The sequence below is a fragment of the Streptomyces sp. ADI95-16 genome, assembly GCF_003721495.1.
Classification (GTDB): Bacteria; Actinomycetota; Actinomycetes; order Streptomycetales; family Streptomycetaceae; genus Streptomyces; species Streptomyces goshikiensis.
The window spans coordinates 5736352-5761588 of the sequence record NZ_CP033581.1; the positions used below are offsets into that span (position 1 = coordinate 5736352).

22 protein-coding genes and 5 tRNA genes are annotated in these 25237 nt (G+C 70.4%); 16 read left to right on the top strand and 11 right to left on the bottom strand.

Features of this window, described 5'->3' with window-relative positions; translation table 11 throughout:
• The first annotated feature begins 21 nt into the window (after positions 1 to 21).
• From EES41_RS25755 to cimA, 3 genes are all read left to right on the top strand, one after another.
• The gene (locus tag EES41_RS25755) at positions 22 to 1056 is read left to right on the top strand and encodes an agmatine/peptidylarginine deiminase (protein ID WP_123080501.1); all 1035 of its coding nucleotides are present in this window, start codon (positions 22 to 24) and stop codon (positions 1054 to 1056) included.
• A 28-nt stretch (positions 1057 to 1084) separates the two neighbouring features.
• Positions 1085 to 1690: a TetR/AcrR family transcriptional regulator gene (locus EES41_RS25760; protein ID WP_123080502.1), complete on the top strand. Its 606-nt coding sequence runs from the start codon at positions 1085 to 1087 to the stop codon at positions 1688 to 1690.
• Positions 1691 to 2051: 361 nt separating this feature from the next.
• On the top strand, positions 2052 to 3677 hold the full coding sequence (gene cimA / locus EES41_RS25765) for a citramalate synthase (protein WP_123080503.1): 1626 nt from the start codon (positions 2052 to 2054) through the stop codon (positions 3675 to 3677).
• Between the two features lie 12 nt (positions 3678 to 3689).
• Here cimA and EES41_RS25770 read toward each other — a convergent pair whose 3' ends face one another.
• The gene (locus tag EES41_RS25770) at positions 3690 to 4181 is read right to left on the bottom strand and encodes a hypothetical protein (protein ID WP_164495948.1); all 492 of its coding nucleotides are present in this window, start codon (positions 4179 to 4181) and stop codon (positions 3690 to 3692) included.
• Between the two features lie 109 nt (positions 4182 to 4290).
• Here EES41_RS25770 and EES41_RS25775 point away from each other — a divergent pair, with 109 nt between their 5' ends.
• The gene (locus EES41_RS25775; RefSeq protein WP_123080505.1) at positions 4291 to 5628 is read left to right on the top strand and encodes a hypothetical protein; all 1338 of its coding nucleotides are present in this window, start codon (positions 4291 to 4293) and stop codon (positions 5626 to 5628) included.
• Positions 5629 to 5650: 22 nt separating this feature from the next.
• On the opposite strand, the gene EES41_RS25780 is transcribed toward EES41_RS25775, so the two are convergent.
• Positions 5651 to 6268, bottom strand: coding sequence for a YceI family protein (locus EES41_RS25780; RefSeq protein ID WP_123080506.1), 618 nt, complete (start codon positions 6266 to 6268; stop codon positions 5651 to 5653).
• A 264-nt stretch (positions 6269 to 6532) separates the two neighbouring features.
• Between EES41_RS25780 and EES41_RS25785 the strand changes: the two genes are divergently transcribed.
• Positions 6533 to 8116, top strand: a complete 1584-nt coding sequence (locus EES41_RS25785) for an acyl-CoA carboxylase subunit beta (RefSeq protein WP_123080507.1) — start codon at positions 6533 to 6535, stop codon at positions 8114 to 8116.
• A 23-nt stretch (positions 8117 to 8139) separates the two neighbouring features.
• Positions 8140 to 8343, top strand: coding sequence for an acyl-CoA carboxylase subunit epsilon (locus EES41_RS25790; protein ID WP_073776613.1), 204 nt, complete (start codon positions 8140 to 8142; stop codon positions 8341 to 8343).
• Between the two features lie 139 nt (positions 8344 to 8482).
• Here EES41_RS25790 and EES41_RS25795 read toward each other — a convergent pair whose 3' ends face one another.
• The 8 genes from EES41_RS25795 to EES41_RS25830 all read right to left on the bottom strand — a co-directional run bounded on the left by EES41_RS25795 (position 8483) and on the right by EES41_RS25830 (position 18989).
• Complete coding sequence (locus tag EES41_RS25795; protein WP_037792108.1) at positions 8483 to 9064, bottom strand: ATP/GTP-binding protein; 582 nt, start codon at positions 9062 to 9064, stop codon at positions 8483 to 8485.
• Positions 9045 to 9587 carry a DUF742 domain-containing protein gene (locus EES41_RS25800; RefSeq protein WP_123080508.1) on the bottom strand — a complete coding sequence of 181 codons (543 nt, stop codon included), beginning with the start codon at positions 9585 to 9587 and terminating at the stop codon, positions 9045 to 9047. Before EES41_RS25800 ends, EES41_RS25795 begins: the two co-directional genes overlap by 20 nt.
• Before the next feature lie 93 nt (positions 9588 to 9680).
• Complete coding sequence (locus EES41_RS25805; RefSeq protein ID WP_008739857.1) at positions 9681 to 10094, bottom strand: roadblock/LC7 domain-containing protein; 414 nt, start codon at positions 10092 to 10094, stop codon at positions 9681 to 9683.
• A gap of 10 nt (positions 10095 to 10104) precedes the next feature.
• Complete coding sequence (locus tag EES41_RS25810) at positions 10105 to 13311, bottom strand: nitrate- and nitrite sensing domain-containing protein (RefSeq protein WP_123080509.1); 3207 nt, start codon at positions 13309 to 13311, stop codon at positions 10105 to 10107.
• Positions 13312 to 13659: 348 nt separating this feature from the next.
• A complete protein-coding gene (locus EES41_RS25815) occupies positions 13660 to 14244 on the bottom strand; it encodes an ATP/GTP-binding protein (RefSeq protein WP_073776607.1) in 585 nt (194 codons plus the stop codon).
• Positions 14225 to 14617, bottom strand: a complete 393-nt coding sequence (locus EES41_RS25820) for a DUF742 domain-containing protein (RefSeq protein ID WP_008739863.1) — start codon at positions 14615 to 14617, stop codon at positions 14225 to 14227. The genes EES41_RS25815 and EES41_RS25820 overlap by 20 nt, the downstream gene beginning before the upstream one ends.
• Positions 14618 to 14768: 151 nt before the next feature.
• The gene (locus EES41_RS25825; RefSeq protein ID WP_008739864.1) at positions 14769 to 15182 is read right to left on the bottom strand and encodes a roadblock/LC7 domain-containing protein; all 414 of its coding nucleotides are present in this window, start codon (positions 15180 to 15182) and stop codon (positions 14769 to 14771) included.
• Between the two features lie 9 nt (positions 15183 to 15191).
• On the bottom strand, positions 15192 to 18989 hold the full coding sequence (locus EES41_RS25830; protein WP_123080510.1) for a nitrate- and nitrite sensing domain-containing protein: 3798 nt from the start codon (positions 18987 to 18989) through the stop codon (positions 15192 to 15194).
• 567 nt (positions 18990 to 19556) lie between these two features.
• On the opposite strand from EES41_RS25830, the gene EES41_RS25835 reads away from it, so the two are divergent.
• The 10 genes from EES41_RS25835 to EES41_RS25880 all read left to right on the top strand — a co-directional run bounded on the left by EES41_RS25835 (position 19557) and on the right by EES41_RS25880 (position 24263).
• Positions 19557 to 19742, top strand: coding sequence for a hypothetical protein (locus tag EES41_RS25835; RefSeq protein WP_008739867.1), 186 nt, complete (start codon positions 19557 to 19559; stop codon positions 19740 to 19742).
• Positions 19743 to 19839: 97 nt separating this feature from the next.
• Positions 19840 to 20634, top strand: coding sequence for a fumarylacetoacetate hydrolase family protein (locus tag EES41_RS25840; RefSeq protein ID WP_008739869.1), 795 nt, complete (start codon positions 19840 to 19842; stop codon positions 20632 to 20634).
• Positions 20627 to 22102 (top strand): glutamate--tRNA ligase, encoded by a 1476-nt coding sequence (gene gltX, locus EES41_RS25845; protein ID WP_123080511.1) that lies wholly within the window; start codon positions 20627 to 20629, stop codon positions 22100 to 22102. The genes EES41_RS25840 and gltX overlap by 8 nt, the downstream gene beginning before the upstream one ends.
• A gap of 163 nt (positions 22103 to 22265) precedes the next feature.
• A complete protein-coding gene (locus EES41_RS25850) occupies positions 22266 to 22937 on the top strand; it encodes a DUF4241 domain-containing protein (protein WP_123080512.1) in 672 nt (223 codons plus the stop codon).
• 10 nt (positions 22938 to 22947) lie between these two features.
• Positions 22948 to 23676, top strand: coding sequence for an HAD family hydrolase (locus tag EES41_RS25855; RefSeq protein WP_123080513.1), 729 nt, complete (start codon positions 22948 to 22950; stop codon positions 23674 to 23676).
• Between the two features lie 87 nt (positions 23677 to 23763).
• Positions 23764 to 23835 (top strand) — tRNA-Gln (locus EES41_RS25860).
• 27 nt (positions 23836 to 23862) lie between these two features.
• Positions 23863 to 23935, top strand: a tRNA-Glu gene (locus EES41_RS25865).
• Positions 23936 to 23999: 64 nt separating this feature from the next.
• Positions 24000 to 24072 (top strand) — tRNA-Glu (locus EES41_RS25870).
• A 24-nt stretch (positions 24073 to 24096) separates the two neighbouring features.
• A tRNA-Gln gene (locus EES41_RS25875) sits at positions 24097 to 24168 on the top strand.
• Positions 24169 to 24190: 22 nt separating this feature from the next.
• A tRNA-Glu gene (locus EES41_RS25880) sits at positions 24191 to 24263 on the top strand.
• A gap of 176 nt (positions 24264 to 24439) precedes the next feature.
• Here the strand turns inward: EES41_RS25880 and ndgR are convergent.
• Positions 24440 to 25156, bottom strand: a complete 717-nt coding sequence (gene ndgR, locus EES41_RS25885; RefSeq protein ID WP_007266782.1) for an IclR family transcriptional regulator NdgR — start codon at positions 25154 to 25156, stop codon at positions 24440 to 24442.
• Positions 25157 to 25237: the final 81 nt, after the last annotated feature.

Consider the following 25237-nt stretch of genomic DNA (forward strand, 5'->3'; position numbering starts at 1 on the left):
AACATCCACTAAGGACCTGCCATGACCAAGCCCGCCGCCAACGGATTCCGGATGCCCGCCGAGTGGACGCCCCACGAGCGCACCTGGATGGCCTGGCCGAGCCCCAACCCGACCTTCACCAACGAGCGGGAACTCGCCGAGGCCCGCGAGGCCTGGGGCGCCGTCGCCCGCGCGGTCCGCGCGTACGAGCCCGTGACCCTCGTGGTCTCGCCCGGTGACGCCGAGAGCGCCCGCGCGATCGTCGGCGAGGACGTGACCCTGGTCGAACGGGAGCTCGACGACGCCTGGATGCGCGACATCGGCCCCACCTTCGTCACCAACGGAGCCGGCGAGCTGGCCGCCGTGGACTGGACCTTCAACGGCTGGGGCGCCCAGGAATGGGCCCGCTGGGACCACGACGCGAAGATCGCCCGGCACGTCAGCGACCTCGCCGGCACCCGCACCTTCAGCACCCCGCTCGTCAACGAGGGCGGCGCCATCCACGTCGACGGCGAGGGCACCGTGCTCCTCACCGACACCGTGCAACTGGGCGCGGGCCGCAACCCCGGCTGGACGCGCGAAGAGGTCGAGGCCGAGATCCACGCCCACCTCGGCACCACCAAGGCGATCTGGCTCCCGTACGGCCTGGCCGGCGACTACGGCACCTACGGCACCCAGGGCCACGTGGACATCGTCGCCGCGTTCGCCCGGCCCGGCGTGGTCATGGTGCACAGCCAGCCCGACCCCGCCCACCCGGACCACGAGCGCTGCAAGACCATCGCCGCCGTCCTGCGCGCGTCCACCGACGCCCGCGGCCGGCGGCTGGAGGTCGTGGAGATCCCGGCGCCGACCGTCCTGGAAGAGGACGGGGAGTGGGTGGACTACTCGTACATCAACCACTACCTGTGCAACGACGGCGTGGTGCTCTGCGCCTTCGACGACCCGCGCGACGAGGAGGCCGCCGAGATCTTCCGCGGACTCTTCCCCGAGCGGACCGTGACCTTGGTCGACGCACGTACGATTTTCGCCGGGGGTGGCGGTATCCACTGCATCACCCAGCAGCAGCCCAAGGTCTGACCCCGGGCGGACGACGCGAGGAGAGGCCATGACGGCGGGTGGAGTACGGGCGGCGCGGAAGAACGCGCCGCCGCGCGAGGACGTACTCGTCGCCGCCATGGCCACGATCGCCGAACGCGGCCTCGACGGCCTGACCATGGCCGGCCTCGGCCGCCAGGTCGGCATGAGCAGCGGCCACCTCCTCTACTACTTCGGCAGCAAGGACGAGCTCCTGCTGCAGACCCTGGAGTGGAGCGAGGCCGCCCTCGGGGCCCGGCGGCGCGCCCTGCTCTCCCGCCGCGGCCCCGCGCGCGAGCGGCTGAGCGCGTACGCGGACCTCTACGTGCCCGACGCGGCCCGGGATCCGCACTGGACCCTGTGGCTGGAGGTCTGGAACCGCTCGCAGAACGCCGGCCCGCAGGAACGCGACCGGCAGGCGGCCATCGAGGGCGCCTGGCACCGCGACCTGGTGGCGCTGCTCGCCGAGGGCATCTCGCGCGGGGAGTTCCGGGCGGTCGACCCCGACCGCTTCGCCGCCCGGCTGCGGGCGCTGCTCGACGGGTTCAGCATCCAGGTCGCCGTCGGCCTGCCCGGCCTGTCCCGGCAGGACATCCTGGACCACGTAGGCGAGTTCCTCTCCGAGGCCCTGACCTGACCCGACCCGACCCGACCCGGCAGGGCCTGGGCCGAACCGGCCCCGCGCCCGCATGCTGAGATGTCTGTCCACCGGCGGCGCACGGTATGGCACACTGCGCACGTGCCTGCTCAGCTCGTGATTATGGACAGCAGCGCGCCGGTCCCCAGCCTCAGTGACCGCTGACCCGTGGAAAACCTTCGCGGAAGCGGCCACCGTGCCCCGGACCCGCGCGCAGACCTCTCGCACCCGCGAGGGGTCTTTTCGTTTCCCGGCCCCATCCCTGCCGGGAGCACGCTGCGCGCGATGATGGGGGCAGTGACGGCGGCCCACCCCTTTGGCGGGAACCCGGAACCACTCATCCGACAGGAGTCAGATCAGCATGACGACGACACCAGAGGCGACAGAGGCGGCAGCGGCCCTCGATGACAGCTTCCACGTCTTCGACACCACCCTGCGCGACGGCGCCCAGCGTGAGGGCATCAACCTCACGGTCGCGGACAAGCTGACGATCGCCCGGCACCTGGACGACTTCGGGGTGGGCTTCATCGAGGGCGGCTGGCCCGGCGCCAACCCCCGCGACACCGAGTTCTTCGCCCGCGCGCGGGCCGAGATCTCCTTCAAGCACGCGAAACTCGTCGCCTTCGGCGCGACCCGGCGGGCCGGCGGCTCGGCCGCCGAGGACCCGCAGGTCCGGGCCCTGCTGGCGTCCGGCGCCCCGGTGATCACGCTGGTGGCCAAGTCCCACGACCGCCACGTCGAGCTCGCGCTGCGCACCACCTTGGACGAGAACCTGGAGATGGTCCGCGACACCGTCTCCCACCTCGTCGCCGAGGGCCGCCGCGTCTTCGTCGACTGCGAGCACTTCTTCGACGGCTACCGCGCCAACCCCGAGTACGCGAAGTCCGTCGTGCGCACCGCCCACGAGGCCGGGGCCGACGTGGTCATCCTCTGCGACACCAACGGCGGCATGCTGCCCGCGCAGGTGACCGCCGTCGTCGCGACCGTCCTCGCCGACACCGGCGCCCGGCTCGGCATCCACGCCCAGGACGACACCGGCTGCGCGGTCGCCAACACCCTCGCCGCCGTCGACGCCGGGGCCACCCACGTCCAGTGCACCGCGAACGGCTACGGCGAGCGCGTCGGCAACGCCAACCTGTTCCCGGTCGTTGCCGCGCTGGAGATCAAGTACGGGCGCCAGGTCCTCCCCGAGGGGGCGCTGGCCGAGATGACCCGGATCTCGCACGCCATCGCCGAGGTCGTGAACCTGACCCCCTCCACGCACCAGCCGTACGTGGGCGTCTCGGCCTTCGCGCACAAGGCCGGCCTGCACGCCTCGGCCATCAAGGTCGACCCGGACCTGTACCAGCACATCGACCCCGAGCGGGTCGGCAACACCATGCGGATGCTGGTCTCCGACATGGCCGGCCGGGCCTCCATCGAGCTCAAGGGCAAGGAGCTCGGCGTCGACCTCGGCGGGGACCGGGCCCTGGTGTCGCGGGTGGTCGAGCGGGTCAAGGAGCGGGAGCTCCAGGGCTACACGTACGAGGCCGCCGACGCCTCCTTCGAGCTGCTGCTGCGCGCCGAGGTCGAGGGCCGGGCGCGCAAGTACTTCCGTACCGAGTCCTGGCGGGCGATCGTCGAGGACCGCCCGGACGGCACGCACGCCAACGAGGCCACGGTGAAGCTGTGGGCCAAGGGGGAGCGGATCGTCGCGACGGCGGAGGGCAACGGCCCGGTCAACGCACTGGACCGGGCGCTGCGGGTCGCGCTGGAGCGGTTCTATCCGCAGCTGGCCAAGTTCGAGCTGGTGGACTACAAGGTCCGCATCCTGGAGGGCAAGCACGGCACGGAGTCCACGACCCGCGTGCTGATCTCCACGACCGACGGCAGCCGCGACTGGTCCACCGTGGGCGTCGCCCCGAACGTGATCGCGGCGTCCTGGCAGGCCCTGGAAGACGCCTTCACCTACGGCCTCCTCCGCGCGGGCGTCGAGCCGCCCGAGTAGCCCGCCGCCGGGTCAGCACTCGTCCCTCACGTACTCCCGGAACTCCTTCCGGGTCTTGGCCCGGCCGCCGGACCACACCTCGCCGGGCTTCAGCCCGGCGAGGTCCTCGGCGGTGACGTACGACTTCCCGTAGTAGACGCTGCCGTCCCGCGCGAAGAAGCTCACGCTGTACGTGTATCCGGGCAGAAGCTTCTGCGCGCCCCTCAGGTTTGCGTCCCACGACGCGGGGGGCTCGAACAAGGGCAGCGACTCACCCCCGATGCCCGGCTCGAACCGTCGGCTGGCCCAGCCCGAATCCTCCTGTGGCCCGGTCGGATCGCCCGTGCGCCAGCCGGACACCCACACCGACTCGATGTCGTCCTTCCCGCACGGCGCGAGCACGATCCACGGCTTGCCGTCGTCCCCGTTGTACGTAGCGACCAGATCAAGGTCCGGGGGCCTACACCCCGCCAGCAGCCCCACCGCGGCCAGCGCCATCGTCCCCGTCAGCCATGCGCGTCGCATCGGCCCCACCCCCTGGCGGGAGGGTAGGCGCGGAAGGGTCGCGTCCGGGGCGGGATGGCCTTATGTCCAGCTCACACGGAAAAGTGCCGGTTCCGGTAGCGTCAAGGTCATGAGGACCAGGCTGACATCCATACTCTCCGGTCTGCTGCTGGCGCTGTTCGGGGTCGCCCTCGTGGCCGCCCCGCAGGCGTCGGCGGCCACCGGGGTGGCCGCCGTGGGGGAGGCCCTCAAGGACGGGCCGGTCTATGTCGACCCCCGCGCCGAGGCGCAGCTGCCCAAGGCCGACGCCGACGCGCTCGCGAAGAAGATCAAGGACGCCGGCAAGCCGGTCTTCGTCGCCGTGCTGCCCGCGACCGGCGAGTTCCCCGCCGACTCGGTGCTGCGCGCCGTGCGGGCCGAGACCGGGATCACCGGGCTCTACGCGATCCGGCTCGGCGACGGCTTCGACGCCGGGGCCGACCGGGCGGTCATGCCGGCCAACGCGGTACGCAACCTCACCGACGCGGTGAAGGTGGGCTCGCCCGACGCGGTGACCCAGCTGAACAACTTCGTCGACCAGGCCCTCACCCAGGCCAGGGGCGGCGCCCCGGCCTCCTGGGGCGGCTCCGGCGCGGACACCGGCGCCCCGGTCGGCGGGCTGATCGTCCTCGGCGCGGTCGCCGCGGCCGGCGGCACCGGCGCGTACCTGCTGGTCCGCCGGAACCAGCGGCAGAAGGAGGAGACCCGGCGCGAGGCCGTCGAGCGGCTGCGCGTGGTGGTCGACGAGGACATCACGGCCTTCGGCGAGGAGCTGGACCGGCTGGACTTCCACCCCGGCGAGCCCGGCGCGGACGACGCCATGCGCAAGGACTACGAGCAGGGCCTGGACTCGTACGAGAAGGCCAAGCAGATCATGGGCTCGGTGCGGTACCCGGAAGAGGTCAAGGGCGTCACCCAGGCGCTGGAGGACGGCCGGTTCGCCCTGGCCTCCCTCGACGCCCGCCGCCGGGGCGTGCCGTTGCCCGAACGCCGCTCGCCCTGCTTCTTCGACCCCCGGCACGGGCCGAGCACCGAGGACGCGCAGTGGGCGCCGGCCGGCGGGTCCGCCCGTACCGTCCCGGTCTGCGCGGCGGACGCCGTACGGCTGCGTGACGGCCTGGACCCGGCGGTCCGCACGGTCGACACGGAGCACGGGCCGCGCCCGTACTACGACGCCGGCCCGGCGTACGGTCCCTGGGCCGGCGGCTACTTCGGCGGAGGCCTCCTGCCCGGGCTGCTGGTGGGCACGATGCTCGGTTCGATGATGTCCAGCCCCGCCTACGCCTCAGACTTCGGCGGCGGCAACGGCTTCGACGGCGGGGACGTCTCCGGGGCCGACTTCAACCCGTCCGACTTCGGCGGCGGGGACTTCGGCGGCGGTGGCGGCTTCGACGGGGGCGGCGGGTTCGACGGCGGGGGCGGCTTCTAGCGCCGCCCCCGGTCCGCGCCCGTCAGGCCTGCTTGATCGCCGAGATGTCGAAGGTCAGCTTCACCTTGTCGCTGACCATCACGCCGCCGGTCTCCAGCGCGGCGTTCCAGGTCAGGCCCCAGTCGGAGCGCAGGATCTCGGCGGTGCCCTCGAAGCCGACGCGCTCGTTGCCGTAGACGTCGGTGGCGGAGCCGTTGAACTCCAGGTCGATGGAGAGCGGCCGCGTGACGCCCTTGATCGTCAGGTCACCGGTGATGCGGTACGTGTCGCCGCCCAGCTGGGCCGCCCGGGTGGAGCGGAAGCTCATCAGCGGGAAGGCCTCGGCGTCGAAGAAGTCGCCGCCGCGCAGGTGGGCGTCGCGGTCGGCGATGCCGGTGTCCACGGAGGTGATCCGCACGTCGATGGAGGCGGTGGAGCGGGAGGGGTCCGAGCCGTCCAGGTGCAGGGTGCCCTCGTGGTCGGCGAAGCTGCCGCGCACGTTGGTGACCATCGCGTGGCGGACGGTGAAGCCGACGCTGCTGTGGGAGGCGTCGATGACGTAGTCACCGGTGAGCGCGGCCAGGGCCGGGTCCACCTCCAGCGTGGCGACGTCGGCGTTCACGTCGGCGGACTCCTGGCTGCGGCGGGTGAAGATACCCATGACTTCCTCCTCGATAGCGTGCTGCTGATGGGTCGTGCTGTTGTTGAACCTTCAACGAGAATGACGTTAGACCTATTCCGTTCAAATTTCAACATCTGAGGCCTCGTCGCGGGATTTTGTGGAACCCCCACAACGGGCACCCGCCCCGGCTGGTGAAGTCCTTGCATCATTCGGAGTATCTGTCCGGCCCACACAGCGGAACGCGTCCGAGACTGTGTGGATCCAACGGAGGGTTTTCGGGGACCGGCTTCGTAAGGTCAGTACATGACCGTTGTGGATCAGACTTCGAGCGAGCCGACGGATGCCCGTGGCCGTGTGGCCGAGCTGCACGAGCTGCGTGAGCAGGCCCGGCGCGGCCCCAGCGACCGGGCGACCGAGGCGCAGCACGCCAAGGGCAAGCTGACGGCCCGGGAGCGGATCGCGCTCCTCCTCGACGAGGGTTCGTTCCACGAGGTCGAGCAGTTGCGCCGGCACCGGGCGACCGGGTTCGGTCTGGAGGGCAAGAAGCCCTACACCGATGGTGTGATCACGGGGTGGGGGACGGTCGAGGGCCGGACGGTCTTCGTCTACGCGCACGACTTCCGGATCTTCGGTGGCGCGCTGGGTGAGGCGCACGCGACGAAGATCCACAAGATCATGGACATGGCGATCGCGGCGGGTGCGCCGCTGGTGTCGCTGAACGACGGTGCGGGTGCCCGTATCCAGGAGGGCGTCTCGGCGCTGGCCGGTTACGGCGGGATCTTCCAGCGGAACACGAAGGCCTCGGGTGTGATCCCGCAGATCTCGGTGATGCTGGGCCCGTGTGCGGGTGGTGCGGCGTACTCGCCGGCGCTGACGGACTTCGTGTTCATGGTCCGTGACACCTCGCAGATGTTCATCACCGGTCCGGACGTGGTCCGGGCGGTGACGGGCGAGGAGATCTCGCAGAACGGTCTGGGCGGCGCCGACGTGCACGCCGAGACCTCGGGCGTGGCGCACTTCGCGTACGACGACGAGGAGACCTGCATCAGCGAGGTCCGCTACCTCATCTCGATGCTGCCCTCCAACAACCGGGAGAACCCGCCGGTCCACGACAGCGGCGACCCGGCGGACCGCCGCTCGGACGTCCTGCTCGACCTGGTTCCCGCCGACGGCAACCGCCCGTACGACATGCTCAAGGTCATCGAGGAACTCGTCGACGAGGGCGACGTCCTGGAGATCCACGAACGCTGGGCCCGCAACATCATCTGCGCGCTGGCCCGTCTGGACGGGCAGGTCGTCGGCATCGTCGCCAACCAGCCCGGTCACCTCGCCGGCGTCCTGGACATCCACGCCTCGGAGAAGGCGGCGCGGTTCGTCCAGCTCTGCGACGCCTTCAACATCCCGATCATCACCCTCCTCGACGTCCCCGGCTTCCTGCCCGGGGTCGACCAGGAACACGGCGGCATCATCCGCCACGGCGCCAAGCTGCTGTACGCGTACTGCAACGCCACCGTGCCGCGGATCTCGCTGATCCTGCGCAAGGCGTACGGCGGGGCGTACATCGTGATGGACTCCCAGTCCATCGGCGCCGACATCACCTACGCGTGGCCGACCAACGAGATCGCCGTGATGGGCGCCGAGGGCGCGGCCAACGTCATCTTCCGCAAGCAGATCGCGGACGCCGAAGACCCCGAGGCGATGCGCGCGCGCATGGTCAAGGAGTACAAGGCCGAGCTGATGCACCCGTACTACGCCGCCGAACGAGGCCTCGTCGACGACGTCATCGACCCCGCCGAGACCCGTTCCACTCTGATCAGCGCACTCGCGATGCTTCGCAACAAGCACGCCGATCTGCCGTCGCGCAAGCACGGCAACCCGCCGCAGTAGCAGCGAAGGAGACCCGTCACCACATGAGCATCACCGCCGACACCCTGCTGAAGGTCGAGAAGGGCAACGCCGCGCCCGAGGAGCTGGCCGCGATCACCGCGATCCTGCTCGCCCGCGCCGCCGCCACCCCCACGGCCGCCCCGGTGCACCGGATCGGCTCCCAGGCCGGCTGGCGCCGTCTGGAGCGCACCCCGGGCTTCCGCGCCCCGCACAGCTGGCAGGGCTAGTACCCCAGCAGCACCACACGAGGAGCGGGTGACGTCGACACGACGTCACCCGCTCCTTCGCGTGCCCGCGGAAAACGACCGTACGAAGGAGGCCCCCGCCGTACCGGCGGGGGCCTCCTTCACGCGTGTGGCGGTCCGACTACCGCAGGCGCGCCATGAGGGCGTGCTCGACGAGCGTGATGAGCGCGCTCTTGGCGTCCGCGCGGTGGCGGGCGTCGGTGGTGATGATCGGAGCGTCCGGGCCGATCTGCAGCGCCTCGCGGACTTCCTCCGGGGTGTACGGCTGGTGTCCGTCGAAGCCGTTGAGGGCGATGACGAACGGCAGGCCGCTGTTCTCGAAGTAGTCGACCGCGGGGAAGCAGTCGGCGAGACGGCGGGTGTCGACGAGGACGACGGCGCCGATGGCGCCGCGGACGAGGTCGTCCCACATGAACCAGAAGCGGTCCTGACCGGGGGTACCGAAGAGGTACAGGATCAGGTCCTGGTCCAGGGTGATGCGGCCGAAGTCCATGGCGACCGTGGTGGTCGTCTTGTCCCCGGTGTGGGTCAGATCGTCGATGCCGGCCGAGGCACTGGTCATCACGGCTTCGGTGCGCAGCGGGTTGATCTCGGAGACCGCGCCGACGAACGTGGTCTTGCCCACGCCGAAGCCGCCCGCCACCACGATCTTCGCGGAGGTGGTGGAGCGAGCCGCTCCGCCGTTAGAGCTTGCGAAGTCCACTGAGCACCCTTTCGAGCAGTGTCACATCTGGCTGGCCGCCGGCAGACTCGTCGCCGCCGGGCTGATGAATGGCGACAAGGCCCGCCTCCGCCAAGTCGGCGACGAGGATTCGGGCGACACCAAGAGGAATGGAGAGAAGTGCCGAGATCTCCGCGACGGATTTGATCTCCTGGCACAGACGGCAGATGCGCTGGTGCTCGGGCAACTGCCCTTGCAGCCGGGCGGGATCGGCCGTGGTACTGACCAGCGCCTCGATGGCGAGCTGGTAGCGCGGCCGGGTACGGCCGCCGGTCATCGCGTACGGACGCACCAGCGGGTTGTGCGCCTTCGGCGCAGGCTGCCGCGAGGCCCGCGGGGGGTGCTGCGGCTGCTGGGGCTGGCCGTACGGCTGCTGCTGCTGGTAGGGATTGTGCTCCGGCACGGGCCGGCTGGGAGCGGAGGGAAAGTTGAAGCGGTTCTGGTCGTGCTGCCCACCCTGCGGCTGCTGAGCGCCGCCATAAGGATGACCTCCGGGTGTTGTCACGTTTCCTCCTCCGACTCCAAGAACGCAGTACTCCCTGTGGAACCGCGCCACCGCACCCTATGGTGCGGTGACGCGAAACGCACTGCCTGTTTGCTAGTTGAGAAGACTTCCCTGCAGCTCCGAGCGCAGTTCCGGAGTCAGAACACTGCCGGCTCGGTCCACAAGAAGGGCCATCTCGTAGCCCACGAGGCCGATGTCGCACTCGGGGTGCGCGAGCACCGCGAGGGACGATCCATCGGAGACGGACATGAGGAAGAGGAACCCGCGGTCCATCTCCACGACTGTCTGGTTGACGGCGCCACCCTCGAAGATGCGGGAGGCTCCGGCGGTCAGCGACGTCAGACCGGAGGCCACGGCCGCCAGCTGATCGGCGCGGTCGCGCGGGAATCCATCGGACATCGCCAGAAGGAGGCCGTCGGCGGAGACCACCACCGTGTGGGACACCCCGGGGGTGTTGTCCACGAAGTTGGTGATCAACCAGTTCAGGTTCTGTGCCGCCTGGCTCATCGGGCTCACACTAACGCTCCTGGTCATAGCTGTTACTTGACTGCTCGGAACCCGCGCTGCGTCCCTGCTGGACACCGCGCCGCAGGTTGCTCAACCTGCCACGGACGTCCTCCGGGGCGCGGGAGACCTGGGGGCCGCCCTGCGGGGTCGTCTCCGCAGCACCCTCGACCAGGTTGGCCTTGGGCACCCGCCGAGGGAGACCGGACGGGGTGACCCCGCCCGCCTTCGGCTCACGGAGCTTGCCGGCCTGCTGCCAGCGCTCGTCGTTGGCCGAACGCCAGGCACTGGTGCCTTCCGCACCCTCCGGGGCCCGCTCCGCCTCAGCGGGCTGCTGCTGACGCTGCGGCCGCTGCTCGAAGAGAGATCCGGAGGACTCCGCTTCCTGCTGCGCCGGCTGCCACTGCTGCTGGCTGCCGCGTCGCGGCAGGCCCGCTCCGGTCATTTCGTGACCGGTGTCGGCAGCGGCGCCCGGACGGTCGAAGCCTACGCGTTCCGGGGCGGCTTCGGGACCGGACTTGGGTTCCGATTCGGTCCCGTAGTCCTGCTGGTAGCCGTCCGGATAAGTGTTCCGCTCGGGCCACTCCGCCTGGTGGGACTGGGCTTCATAGCCGCCCTCGTAGGACTGGGCGTCCGGCTGTCCGTCCTGGTAGGAGGCCTCCGGATACTCGTAGCCCTGCTGCGGGTACGGCTGGTAGCCCTGCTGGCCCCCGGGGGTCTGCGAAGCATCGTACGGGGCGTCGAAGCCCTGCTGGGGCTGCTGCTCGTAGCCCTGGTAGCTCTGGTACCCGTGCTCAGGCTGGGGTTCCGGATACTCCTGGGAGGAGGGGCCGGGGTACTCCGCCTGCTGCTCCTCCGGGAAGGCGCTCACCTGGGCGGCCAGCGCGGCCCGGCGCTCCTGCTGACCCAGCGACCGGCCGACCGGACCCGGTTCGGTGCCCCCGTCGCCGCCCTCGCGGTCGTAGCGCGAGTCGTCGAACCCGAGCTCGGCGGCCGTACGCAGCGGGGCGGGCTGCTGGATCTGCTGCTGCGGGATCATCGAGGAGACGGTGAAGTCGTCGTCCGGGATGCCCTCGCCACCGCCACCGTGGGTGATGGCGTCGGGGAGCATGACCAGCGAGGTGGTGCCGGCGGCCTCGCCCGAGGGGCGCAGCTGGACGCGGATGCTGTGGCGGTCCGCCAGCCGGCCGACCACGAACAGACCCATGCGCTGCGAGATCGCGGCGTCCACGGTCGGCGGGTTGGCCAGCTTGTGGTTGATGTCCGCGAAGTCCTCGGCGGTGAGACCGATGCCCTTGTCGTGGATCTCGACCATCACGCGGCCGTCGGGCAGACGCGTGGCGTTGACGCGGACCTTGGTCTGCGGGGAGGAGAACGTGGTGGCGTTCTCCAGGAGCTCGGCGAGCAGGTGCACGAGGTCGGTCACGGCCTGGCCGTGGATCTCGGCCTCGGAGACGCCCGAGAGCTCGATGCGCTCGTACTGCTCCACCTCGGAGGAGGCGGCGCGCAGCACGTCGACGAGGGGAACCGGCTGGTCCCAGCGGCGGCCCGGTTCCTCACCCGCGAGGATGAGGAGGTTCTCGCCGTTGCGGCGCATACGGGTCGCCAGGTGGTCCAGGCGGAAGAGGTTCTCCAGCTGGTCCGGGTCGGCCTCGTTGTTCTCCAGGTCGGTGATGAGGGTCAGCTGGCCCTCGATCAGCGACTGGTTGCGCATGGAGAGGTTCGTGAAGATCGCGTTGACGTTCCCTCGCAGGAGCGCCTGCTCGGCGGCGAGCCGGACCGCTTCCCGGTGGACCTGGTCGAACGCGCGGGCGACCTCGCCGATCTCGTCCTGGGAGTCGATCGGGATCGCGACGACACGGGTGTCCACCTTGCCCGGATCCGTACGCGAGAGCTGGTCGACGAGCATCGGCAGCCGCTGCTCGGCGATGTCGAAGGCGGCGCTGCGCAGGCGGCGCATCGAGCGGCCCATCTGGCGGGCCATCATGCCCGCCATGATGAAGGCGGCGAGCAGGGCGACGACCACGATGGCGCCGGTGACGATGGCGTCGTTGCGGGACTCGTCGGAGACCGCGACCGCGTCCTTGACGGCCTTGGCGAGGAGCTCGTTCTCGACCTCGGCGTAACCGTCGAACTTGGCGGTGGCGGCGGCCTGCCAGGCCTGCGGGGTGGTGCCGTCCACGGCGAGCTTGGTGTTCTTCGCGCCGCTGGCTATCGCCTCGGTCATGCCGGTGAGGGCGGAGCCGTTGACGACGGGCGGGGGAGTGAACTTGGCGCCGGACTGCTCCGCCTGCTGCTTCGCGGAGGCGAGCTTGGCGGCGCCCTCCTCCGACTTCTTGCCCATGACCTCCTTGAGGCGGGCCACGTCCTCGTCGGTGCCGGCGGCGACGTACTCGCCGATGGCTATCTCTTCGAGGTAGGCATAGGAGGAGAAGGCGACCAGCTGGGCCTTGCGGACCTCATCGTTGTCCGAGGGGCGCACCAGCAGGTGGGTACCGACGGCGCGCTGCAGCGAGTTCGCGGCCTTGGCCAGCTCGATCGCGTAGACCATGCGGCCGTAGCTGGTGACGTTGCCGGTGCCGAGGCCGAGTTCGTTGGAGAACTGCATGAGGTAGTGCTGGACCAGCACGTACCCCTCTTCGGTCGGAATGGGACCGAACTGGTTGGCCTGGGCGTTCTTCTTGGCCGTCTCCGGAGCCGCGTACGCGGTCTTGCGGACCTGCTCCAGCTTGGGCTCCTCCTGGCGGAAGAGTTCCAGGCGGCGCTCCAGGCCCTGCCCCGCGGGCAGGTCCTTCGCGGCCTCGGCGAACTTGGCCTTGGCCGCGTCGGTCGCCGCGTACACCTTCGCGACCGCGTCGTTGTTGCGGTCGCCCTTCAGGAGCGGGGCGGCGCTCAGGTCGCGCTCGTTGAGGAGGGCCTGGCCGTACTCGGACGCGGCCTGGACGATGCGCGCGGTCTTCTCGGCGTCCTTCGCCTCGTTCCAGGTGTCTACGGAGCCCTTCACCTGGAAGCCGCCCATGACCAGTCCGACGAGGACGGGCACGAGCAGAATGGCGTTCAGCTTCGTCGGTACGCGCCAGTTACGGGGCGCGAACCTGCTGGTGCTGCCGCTCGGCGGCAGGTCAGCGGGTACGTCGACGGGTGACGCGGCCGCACGGGGCGGCGGGGTGAAGTTGCCGCGCGCGGGTTCATCCGCGGGGCCCGAGTTGCTTCGCCTCACTCGACCAACAACCTTCCGGCGGTGCTACTAGCTAGTTCGTTGAATTCCAGCACGGCCGACGGTCGTGCTCCAAACAGTTGAAAACGGCGCGTCCCAGAGACTTATGCCTCACATAAATCGGACATAAAGAGCGAGCTGCGGCAAATGCGGGGGGAGTTGTGAGCGCAGTGGCACCACGCGAACGCATCCTGTGTCGAAATCCCGCCAATTCTCTGTCGAAACGTTATGAACGAGAAGGGCGGGCCGTGTCTTAGGACACAGCCCGCCCCTCCCACGTTGTGAAGAACTGGTGCTGCTTGCGTGGTGCCCCTTGAGACACCTGGCTTGAACCGCGTTACTTGAACCGCGTTACTTGAGCCGTGCCATGAGGGCGTGCTCGACGAGCGTGATGAGCGCGCTCTTGGCATCCGCCCGGTGGCGGGCGTCGGTGGTGATGATCGGAGCATCCGGTCCGATCTGCAGCGCCTCGCGCACCTCCTCCGGGGTGTACGGCTGGTACCCCTCGAAGCCGTTGAGGGCCACGACGAAGGGGAGGCCGCTGTTCTCGAAGTAGTCGACCGCGGGGAAGCAGTCGGCGAGACGGCGGGTGTCGACGAGGACGATGGCACCGATGGCGCCGCGGACGAGGTCGTCCCACATGAACCAGAAGCGGTCCTGACCGGGGGTACCGAAGAGGTACAGGATCAGGTCCTGGTCCAGGGTGATGCGGCCGAAGTCCATGGCGACCGTGGTGGTCGTCTTGTCCCCGGTGTGCGTCAGATCATCGATGCCCGCGCTGGCGGACGTCATCACGGCCTCGGTGCGCAGCGGGTTGATCTCGGAGACGGCGCCGACGAACGTGGTCTTGCCCACGCCGAAGCCGCCCGCCACCACGATCTTCGCGGAGGTGGTGGAGCGAGGAGCCGCTCCACCGTTAGAGCTTGCGAAGTCCACTGAGAACCCTTTCGAGCAGCGTCACATCCGGCGTGCCGCCGGCCTCTCCATTGCCCGGCTGGTGGATGGCCACCATTCCGGCCTCCGCCAGGTCGGCGACGAGGATCCGGGCGACACCGAGCGGCATCGACAGCAGTGCGGAGACCTCCGCGACCGACTTCACCTCGCGGCACAGCGTGCAGATCCGCTGGTGCTCCGGCAGCAGGCCGGAGAGGTGCATCGGGTCGGCCGTGGTGCTGACCAGCGCCTCGATGGCGAGCTGGTAGCGCGGACGGGTCCGGCCACCGGTCATCGCGTACGGACGAACCAGCGGCTGGTCGCCTTCCGAGTACGACGAGTCGTACGAATCGGAGTAGGCGGGGGGCGGGGTCATTGATCCTCCGGGCTGGACAGCAGTGGTCAGCGTGCCGTCTGACGGGGCGGCCGGTGGGGGGACGGTATGACGGCCTGGCGGTGGTACTGGGTTCCGGGGTGGTTACCCCGGTCCCCCGGCCGGAAGTACCGTCCGGCCGGGAGATGGGCAGTCAGATGAGCAGGCTTCCCTGGAGTTCCGCGCGCAGGTCCGGGGTGAGGACACTGCCGGCGCGGTCCACGAGGAGGGCCATCTCGTAACCGACGAGGCCGATGTCGCACTCGGGGTGCGCCAGTACGGCCAGGGAGGATCCGTCGGAGACGGACATCAGGAAGAGGAACCCGCGGTCCATCTCCACCACCGTCTGGTTGACGGCGCCGCCCTCGAAGATGCGGGAGGCTCCGGCGGTCAGCGACGTCAGACCGGAGGCCACGGCCGCCAGCTGATCGGCGCGGTCGCGCGGGAACCCTTCCGACATCGCCAGAAGGAGGCCGTCGGCGGAGACCACCACCGTGTGGGACACCCCTGGGGTGTTGTCCACGAAGTTGGTGATCAACCAGTTCAGGTTCTGTGCCGCCTGGCTCATCGAACTCAACTAACGCTCCTGCTGGTAAGTGGGGTCGATGTGGTAACTGCCGGTGTCCGGGCCGCTGTTGCCGGCCTGGCGTCCCTGCTGGATACCGCGTCGGAGGTTGGTCAGACGGCCGCGGACGTCGTCCGGGGCCCGCGAGACCTGCGGACCGGGCTGGGCGTCGGCCTGCTGCTGGGCGGTGCCGGCGACGAGGTTGGCCCGCGGCACGCGCCGGGGCAGACCGGAGGTGGTGATACCGCCGGCGGCGGGCTGGCGCACGCGCTCGGCCTGCCGCATCAGCTCGTCGTTCGGTGAGGAACGCCAGCTTACGGTCGGCATGCTGCCGGTCGCCGCCGGGGCGGGGTCGGCCGGAAGTTCCATGCTGCGCGTCGGCAGGGGCTGCTGGATGCGCTGCGGCGCACCGGGGGGCGTGGGGGCCGCCTGGTACTGCTGCGGCTGCTGGGGTGCGGCCGGTGCCTGCTCGGAGGGCTGCTGTTCGCCGCCCTCCTGACGGAACCAGTTCGACTCCAGCGTGTCGAAGATGGGGCTGCGGGCCTCACCGGAGCTCTGGGCCGGCGGCAGCGCCTCCGGTACCCGCGGGGACTCCGGACGCGTGGCCGGTACGGGGGCGTAGCCGCCACCGGACTGGGGCGCCTGGCCCTGCTGGCGGCCGGGGCCGCCGACACCGGGACCGCCGGGCCGGGTGGCCGGGTAGTCCGGGCGGGCGAACTGGCCGGTCGACGTGGGGTCGGCGGCGCCGCCGCGCGGCTCCGGACGCTCGAACTGCCCGGTGGTGGAGGGGCTCAGGGAGCCCCCGCGCACGTCGGGACGCTCGAACTGGCCGGTCGAACCGCTGTCGTACGCGGCCGGGGGCTGCGGGGCGTTGAAGTCCGGGCGGGCGAACTCCGCCGTCGCACCGGGGCCCGACAGCTCGTCGTGGCCGCGCGGAACCTCTTGGCCGCCCTGGCCGGCACCCCAGCTGGTGGCCTGCGGGATCCCGCCGGGGGTGGCGGCACCCGCACCCGGAAGCTCCGGACGCGGGGCGCCGCCGCGCGCCGGCAGCTGCGGCCGGGGGCCGCGCTGGACCGGAGCGGAGGGCGCCGACTGCTGCTGGGACTGTTGGGGCTGCTGCTGGGGCTGCTGCTGAGCGTGCTGGGGCTGAGCGTGCTGAGGAGCCTGGGGCCGCTCGAAGCCGTTGCCCTGCGGGAACCCTGAGGGCCCGCCCGTCTGGGGAGCCGCGGGAGCGGCAGCCGGACGGGGCTGCGGGCCGCGGCCCGCCAGCGGAGCACCGGACCCGAAGGCACCCTGGCCGCCCTGGCCCTGGCCGGTGGGCGCGCCGGGGCCGCCCTGCGGACGGGCGGAGGGACCGCCCGGCTGCTGGGGCCGGCCGCCGCCCTGCGGACGCTGCTGGCCGGGGCCGCCGTCCCGCGCGGGGAGCGCGGCACGCTGCCCGCCGCCGGCGACCTGGCCGCGCTGCGGGCCACCGCCCACGGGAGGACGTGCGCCCCCGCCGGACACGGCGCCCTGGCCCGGGCCGGAGCCCTGCGGACCGACGGCGCCTTGGCCGCCGGGACCGCCCTGCGGGCCCTGGCCCGGCATCGGGCCCGGCTTCTTGCCGCCCTGGGCGACGTCCACGGGGAGCATGACGAGGGCCGTCGTACCGCCCGAGTCGGACGGGCGCAGCTGGATGCGGATGCCGTGTCGCAGGGACAGGCGGCCGACCACGAACAGGCCCATGCGGCGGGAGACGGAGACGTCCACGGTCGGCGGCGACGCGAGCCGCTCGTTGATCGCGGCGAGGTCCTCGGGGGAGAGGCCGATACCGGTGTCGTGGATCTCGACGAGCACGCGGCCGTCGGGGAGCGCGTGACCGGTGACCTTGACCTTGGTCTGCGGGGAGGAGAACGAGGTGGCGTTCTCCAGCAGCTCGGCGAGGAGGTGCACGAGGTCGTTGACGACGCGGCCGGCGACGTCGGTGCCGGGCACCGACGCGAGTTCGATGCGCTCGTACTGCTCCACCTCGGACGCCGCGGCGCGGAGCACGTCGACGAGCGGGACGGGGCGGGTCCACCGGCGGCCCGGCTCCTCGCCCGCGAGGACGAGGAGGTTTTCGCCGTTACGGCGCATACGGGTCGCGAGGTGGTCGAGCTTGAAGAGCGAGGACAGCTGGTCCGGGTCGGCCTCGCGGGACTCCAGCTCCGAGATGAGCGAGAGCTGACGCTGGATGAGGCCCTGGGAACGCCGCGAGAGGTTGGTGAACATCGCGTTGACGTTGCCCCGGAGGAGGGCCTGCTCGGCGGCGAGGCGGACGGCCTCGCGGTGCACGTCGTCGAAGGCCGCGGCCACCTGGCCGATCTCGTCGCGGGTGTGCACACCGACCGACTCCACGGACGTGTCCACGTCCTGCGGGTCGGACTCGGAGAGCTGCTTGACGAGCTCGGGCAGACGGTCCTGGGCGACGCGGGTCGCGGTGTCCTGGAGGCGGCGCAGCGAGCGGATCATCGACCGGGCCATGACGAAGGCGCCGACGAGGGAGACACCGAGGACGAGGAGGATCAGGGCACCGTTGATGATGGCGTCCTGCTGGGCCTCGTTCTTCAGCTCACGGGCCTTCTGCTCCATGTCCTCGAGCAGGGTGAGCTCGATGACCTTCATGGCCTGGAGCTTGTTGTCGTCGGCGTCGTACCAGTCGAGCCAGGAGCGGTTCTTCTCCTTGCCGAACTGACCCTGGGTGCTCAGGACGCGGCGGGCGTAGTGGTCGGCGGTGCCGATCTCCGGGTTGCCGTCGCCGAGCGACGCGAGGAGTTCCTCGGGCTTGCCCTGGTAGACGAGTTCGAAGGTCTTCTTGGACTGGCTCTCACCGCGGAGCGCGGAGAGGGCGTACAGCCGGTCGTTCTCCTCCAGCCGGCCGGCCTTGTCCGCGACCGACGGGTCGGGGAGCGAGGCGGCGATGATCGCGCGCTGGATGGAGGCGTACTCCTTGGCGGAGGAGAACGCCGCCAGGGCACGGGTACGCTTGATCATCTCGGGGTTGGAGGTGGCCTGGGCCATGTCCTGCGAGAGGGAGAGCAGCGAGACGATCAGCGCGTTGTACTCGGTGACGGTCTGCTGGGCGCCGTTCTGGTACGCCTTCTTGCGGATGTCCTCGATGCCGGTGAGCTGGCGGCCGATCTGCAGGATGTTGTTGCGGATCGACTTGAGCGTCTCGTCCTTGTCCTCCGCGCCGTCGACCTTGTCGGTGGCGGAGGTGAAGGACTTGGCGGCCGCGTCCGTCTGGTCGCGGACGCCCTGGACGATGCTGTTGACCCGGCCCGACTTGTCGGCCGACAGCGGACCCGCGGAGTTGTCGCGCTCGGTCTGGAGCATGGCGGCCAGGTTGGTGGCCTGCCGGGTCATCGTCGTCAGGAGCTGCATGTGCTCCAGCTGCGCGATGTCATTGAGCGAGTCGTTGATGCGGAAGCCACCGAGCGTGGTGGCCGCGACGACGGGCAGGGTCAGCAGCGACACCAGTCGCGTGCTGATGCGCCAGTTCTGCATGGCGAGACGGGAACCTGGTCCGCTGGGGACCTTCGGTATCGCCACGTCCAGCTCGGCGGACTGGTCCTTGACCTTGCCCTTGTCGCTGCCCTTGGCCAAGCCCTTGGACTTGGCGCCGGACTTGCCGCGACCCTTGGCCTTCACCGGGGTGGAGGCGTGGGGGCTCGCTCCGTCTGCAGCCGGCCCGCGGTTCTGGGCGTGCTGGGGCGAGGAGCCACGGTCGGTCCCGCCACGCGGCTCCTGCTCCGCCGCAGCGCTGCCATCCCTCTTGAATCGTCCCTGCACTAGCGTCGCAACCTCTGGACCAGGCGTCTCACCGGGCGACCGGTGGGACGGTGTCGAGTCGTGGGGCACTAACGGCCCCATGGTGGTCGTCGGTGACCGGCGCGTCTCCCTCTCCTTGCCACCGCGCTCGGCGCTGAGTCGCGCCACCTGCGCGCCGGCTGATTCCCGCGGCGGTCCCGCGAATTCCAGCACAGTGGCGGATCTCCAACAAGATGCGCGTGTCGGCCCGTGAAGACGGTCACGTTTCGTGAGGGCGGCACTACGCGATGTGGAAGTCCTTTCGGGCTAAACCGGACTTACGCCATCCAAACACTGCCCCTGGCAAGGTGTCCCAGTCGAGATGATCAGGAGCGGAATGACTGATTCAGTGGCGCAATGTCCGTTTTTTCGGGCGGAATTGACCGTCCGTTATGACCGGTATGAGTGGTCACGGGTGAGCAAACTCACACGGTCATGGCCATTACTTCCCGGTTCGGTGACGGATTCAGATGTTTAGCCTTGCCCTTTACGAGGTCGGCGAAGCGCTGACCGACACCCCACCGAGCGAGCCGAGGGCCCGAAACTCCGATGAAGACGACGATGATGTTCCGCAACATAGCCAACCCGCGCCGCACCACCCTCGCGCACCTGAAGGACGCCGAGGAGCTGCAGGCGGTGGAGGTCCAGGAACACACCGTCGACCTGCCGGCCCAGACCGCGAACCCGCGCCGCACCACCCTCATGGACGCGCCGGTCGCCGCCGCCGCGCAGTAGCCGCTCCCCACAAGGACGCGGAGCGTCGCTGCCCGCCGCGTTAGCCTGGAGTCCGCAGACTCCAGCCAGCGGAAATACAGAGGGGCAGACGCAACACGTGCGCATCGCCAGGTTCTCGATCGACGGCAATGTCGCGTTCGGGGCGGTCGAGGGCTCCGGCCCCGACGAGCTCGTCCTCGACATCATCAAGGGCATCCCGTTCGCGGACTTCGAGCTGTCCGGCACGAAGGTCCCGCTGAACAAGGTCCGGCTGCTGCCGCCCGTGCTCCCGAATAAGGTCGTGGCCATCGGCCGCAACTACGCGGAGCACGCGGCGGAGCTGGGCAACGCCATCTTCGACAGCGAAGGCCGTCCGGAAGCCCCCATCACCTTCTTCAAGCCCTCCACCTCGGTGGTCGGCCCGGGCGACCCGATCACGTACCCCTCCTTCTCCCAGGACCTCCACCACGAGGCGGAGCTCGCCGTGGTCATCGGCCGCATGTGCCGCGAGGTCCCCAAGGAGCGCGTCAAGGACGTGATCCTCGGCTACACCTGCGCCAACGACGTCACCGCACGCGACGTGCAGCAGCGAGAGAAGCAGTGGGCCCGCGCCAAGGGCTTCGACAGCTCCTGCCCCCTGGGCCCCTGGATCGAGACCGATCTGGACCCGCGCGACCTGACCATCCAGTGCACCGTGAACGGCGAACAGCGCCAGCTCGGCCGCACCAGCGACATGGTCCGCTCCATCGAAGACCTGATCGTCCACATCACCGAGGCCATGACGCTGCTCCCGGGCGACGTCATCCTCACGGGGACCCCGGCCGGAGTCGGCCCCCTCAACGTCGGCGACGAGGTCGCCGTCACCATCGAAGGCATCGGCACTCTCACCAACAAGGTGATCAAGCGTGGCTAACGCGAACGTCCGCGTACGTTTCTGTCCCTCCCCGACCGGCAACCCCCACGTGGGCCTGGTCCGTACCGCCCTCTTCAACTGGGCGTTCGCCCGGCACCACGGCGGTACGTTCGTCTTCCGCATCGAGGACACCGACGCGGCGCGCGACTCCGAGGAGTCGTACGTCCAGCTGCTGGACTCGCTGCGCTGGCTCGGCTTCACCTGGGACGAGGGTCCCGAGGTGGGCGGCCCGCACGCCCCGTACCGCCAGTCGCAGCGCATGGACCTCTACGCGGACGTCGCGAAGAAGCTCAAGGACGGCGGCTACGCGTACGACTGCTACTGCACCACCGAGGAGCTGGACGCGCGCCGCGCCGCCGCCCGCGCCGCCGGCAAGCCCTCCGGTTACGACGGCCACTGCCGCGAGCTGACCACCGTGCAGCTGGAGGCGTACCAGGGCGAGCACCGCTCCTCGATCGTCCGCTTCCGGATGCCCGACGAGCCGATCACCTTCACCGACCTGGTCCGCGGCGAGCTGACCTTCACCCCGGAGAACGTGCCGGACTTCGGCATCCTGCGGGCCAACGGCGCGCCGCTGTACACGCTCGTCAACCCGGTCGACGACGCGCTGATGGAGATCACGCACGTGCTCCGCGGCGAGGACCTGCTGTCCTCGACCCCGCGCCAGATCGCGCTCTACAAGGCGCTGATCGAGCTGGGCGTCGCCAAGGCGGTCCCGGAGTTCGGCCACCTGCCGTACGTGATGGGCGAGGGCAACAAGAAGCTCTCCAAGCGCGACCCGGAGTCCTCGCTCAACCTGTACCGCGAGCGCGGCTTCCTGCCCGAGGGCCTGCTGAACTACCTGTCGCTGCTCGGCTGGTCCTTCTCCAAGGACCAGGACATCTTCTCGATCGAGGAGATGGTGGCGAAGTTCGACATTCCGGACGTCAACGCCAACCCGGCGCGCTTCGACCTGAAGAAGGCCGAGGCGATCAACGCCGACCACATCCGGCTGCTCGACCCGAAGGCCTTCGCGGACGCCTGCACCCCGTGGCTCCGGGCCCCGCACGCCAACTGGGAGCCGGCCGACTTCGACGCCGAGGCCTGGGCGGCCATCGCGCCGTACGCCCAGACCCGCGTGACCGTCCTGTCGGACATCACCGCCAACGTGGACTTCCTGTTCCGCAAGGAGCCCGTCGAGGACCAGCCGTCCTGGGACAAGGCGATGAAGGGCGAGCCCGCGGCCCTGCTGACCACCGCCCGCGCCAACCTGGACGCGGCCGACTGGAGCGACCCCGAGTCCCTCAAGCAGGCCGTCCTCACCGCCGGCGAGGCCCACGGCCTCAAGCTCGGCAAGGCCCAGGCCCCGGTCCGCGTCGCCGTCACCGGCCGCACGGTCGGCCTGCCGCTGTTCGAGTCCCTGCAGATCCTGGGCAAGGAGCGGTCCCTGGCCCGCGTCGACGCGGCGCTGGCGAAGCTCGCCGCGTGAGCACGGCGCGCACCGTGAGCGCGTAGCACCTCCCGCGGGGGGCGGCGGCCGGAGTTCCGGCCGCCGCCCCCCGCGGCGTTGTCGGCGTCCGCCGCTAGGGTCTGCGGAAGATCGACTGCCCGCGCGTACGTACCCGTACCGCCCGCCCCGCGAAGGACCCGCCATGCCGCTGACCGCCCCCGACTACGCCCGGCACTTCACCCCGGGCCACACCTTCTCGTACGAGGACGGGCCCGTCGGGACCCTCTCGGTGGTCGACGCGGGCGAGCTGCGGCTGCCCTCCGGCAGCGTCGTGGCCTGCGACCCCTTCATCTGCCTCGGCACCGGTGACATACCGCCCTTCACCGCGCGGGTGGCGCCGGGCCGCTACCGGGTGGAGGCCGCGGTGGTCACCATCACCCGGCCCGAGGAGCCCCCGGCGCGGGATCCGCACCTGCGGATCGCCGCCGTCCGCCTGGTGATCGCCGACCGCCCGGCCGTGACCTGGGAGCCCGCCCTGCACGAGGGCCAGGACCCGGCGACCCTCGACGAGGACGAGTTCTTCGGCTACGGGGTCGACGCCGGCACGGGCTGCTTCTACGACGCCGCGGCCGACGACTCGTTCCCGGACTGCGAGGGCGACGAGGGGCCGCTCTGGGACGCGTTCGAGGCCACCGGGCACCAGCCCGGCCCCTATCTGGTCGACGGCGAGGACGGCCACAACCTGGTGGCCTTCGGCTCCGGCTGGGGCGACGGCGCGTACCCGACCTGGGTGGGCCGCGACACCGAGGGTGAGATCACCTGCTTCGTCACCGATTTCTTCGTCGTGCCCCCGAGCGAGGACCTCCCGGCGTAGCCTCGGCCGTATGCCGATCCGCGCCGTGCTCTGGGACATCGACGACACCCTGTTCGACTACACCGGTGCGGACCGGACCGGGCTGGCGCGACACCTGGCGCAGGAGGGGATCGCGGAGCGGTACGGGTCCCCGGCCGAGGCGCTCGCCCGGTGGCGCCACATCACCGAACTGCACTGGGCGCGCTTCGGCTCCGGCGAGGTCACCTTCGACGGCCAGCGCCGGGACCGGGTGCGGGACTTCCTCGGGGCGCCGCGGCTGACCGACGAGGAGGCCGAGGTCTGGTTCGGACGGTACGTGGCGCACTACCGGGCGGCCTGGGTGGTGTTCCCCGACGTGGTGCCCGTACTGGACGCCCTCGCGGCCGGGTACCGGCACGGCGTGCTCTCCAACTCCTCCGTGGCCAACCAGGACCCGAAGCTGCGCGCCCTCGGGCTGCGCGAGCGCTTCGAGGTCCTTGTCTGCGCCGCCGAACTGGGCATCAGCAAGCCCGAGGCGCGGGCCTTCCTCGCCGCGTGCGAGGCGCTCGGGCTGCCGCCGCACGAGGTGGCGTACGTGGGCGACCAGCCGGAAATCGATGCGCGCGGCGCCCGCGACGCCGGGCTCACGGCGTTCTGGCTGGACCGCGCGGGAGGGGCCGGACCGACTCCCTCCGGAGTGCACCGGATCGCCGGGCTGGCCCGGCTCCCGGAGCTGCTGGCACGGGATACCCGTTTTGGAGCACGGTCAGGCATCCGGTAATGTTCTTTCTGCGCCGCCGGAGCGGGCCGAAAGGCCGGACACGGGGGCGCTAACCAAACGAAAGTCCCTCAAGGGCTTGAGTTTTGGTGGGCTATAGTGTAATTGGCAACACGAGGGTTTCTGGTTCCCTTATTCTAGGTTCGAGTCCTGGTAGCCCAGCGCAGTGCAGAAGTAACGCAGTGCTTTGCCCCCGTTGTGTAGCGGCCTAGCACGCCGCCCTCTCAAGGCGGTAGCGCCGGTTCGAATCCGGTCGGGGGTACAGATCCTTCCCGCAAGATCTCCATTTGGGTAGCTCCCGGACGTCTTGATGCAGGATCGCTAGGGCCCCCGTTGTGTAGCGGCCTAGCACGCCGCCCTCTCAAGGCGGTAGCGCCGGTTCGAATCCGGTCGGGGGTACTGTGTCTAGCTGGTCTAGACCTTTGGGCTATAGTGTAATTGGCAACACGAGGGTTTCTGGTTCCCTTATTCTAGGTTCGAGTCCTGGTAGCCCAGCGTAGTACCGCAGTAACAGCTAGCCCCCGTTGTGTAGCGGCCTAGCACGCCGCCCTCTCAAGGCGGTAGCGCCGGTTCGAATCCGGTCGGGGGTACGCACGGAAGAGGCCTTACGCGATCATCGCGTAAGGCCTCTTCGCTTTGCCCCGGCGCGGCCGGGCCCATCGGTACGGGCCCATCAGTACGGGCCCGGAGGCGCGTCGTAGGACGTGTGCGGCGTCGTACGCGCCCCCGGACCCGGGGGGTGTGCAAAAGGGGAAAGGCGTACGGGTCAGCCGGAGCGGCGCAGGGCCTCCGTCAGACGGGCGGCCGCATCGATGACGGCCTGGGCGTGCATCCGCCCCGGGTGCCGGGTCAGGCGCTCGATCGGCCCGGAGACCGACACCGAGGCCACCACGCGGTTCGAGGGCCCGCGCACCGGCGCCGAGACGGAGGCCACGCCGGGCTCCCGCTCGCCGATCGACTGGGCCCAGCCGCGGCGCCGTACGCCCGAGAGCGCCGTCGCCGTGAACCGCGCGCCCTGCAGCCCCCGGTGGAGCCGCTCGGGCTCCTCCCAGGCCATCAGGATCTGCGCCGCCGAACCGGCCTTCATCGGGAGCGTGGAGCCCACCGGGACGGTGTCCCGAAGCCCCGACAGCCGCTCGGCCGCGGCCACGCAGATGCGCATGTCGCCCTGGCGCCGGTAGAGCTGCGCGCTCTCGCCCGTCACATCGCGGAGGTGGGTGAGCACCGGTCCGGCCGTGGCCAGCAGGCGGTCCTCGCCGGCCGCGGCGGCGAGCTCCGCCAGCCGCGGACCGAGGATGAACCGGCCCTGCATGTCCCTCGCCACCATCCGGTGGTGTTCCAAAGCCACGGCAAGGCGATGTGCCGTGGGTCGTGCGAGCCCTGTCGCCGCGACCAGCCCGGCGAGGGTGGCCGGACCGGACTCCAGTGCGCTCAATACCAGAGCTGCCTTGTCGAGAACGCCGACGCCGCTAGAGTTGTCCATGAAACGATATTCACGTCTCACACTGTGAAACGCAAGTTCAATTTTTCCAAGAACCAGCGAGTCTGTATGTACGGGTCCACG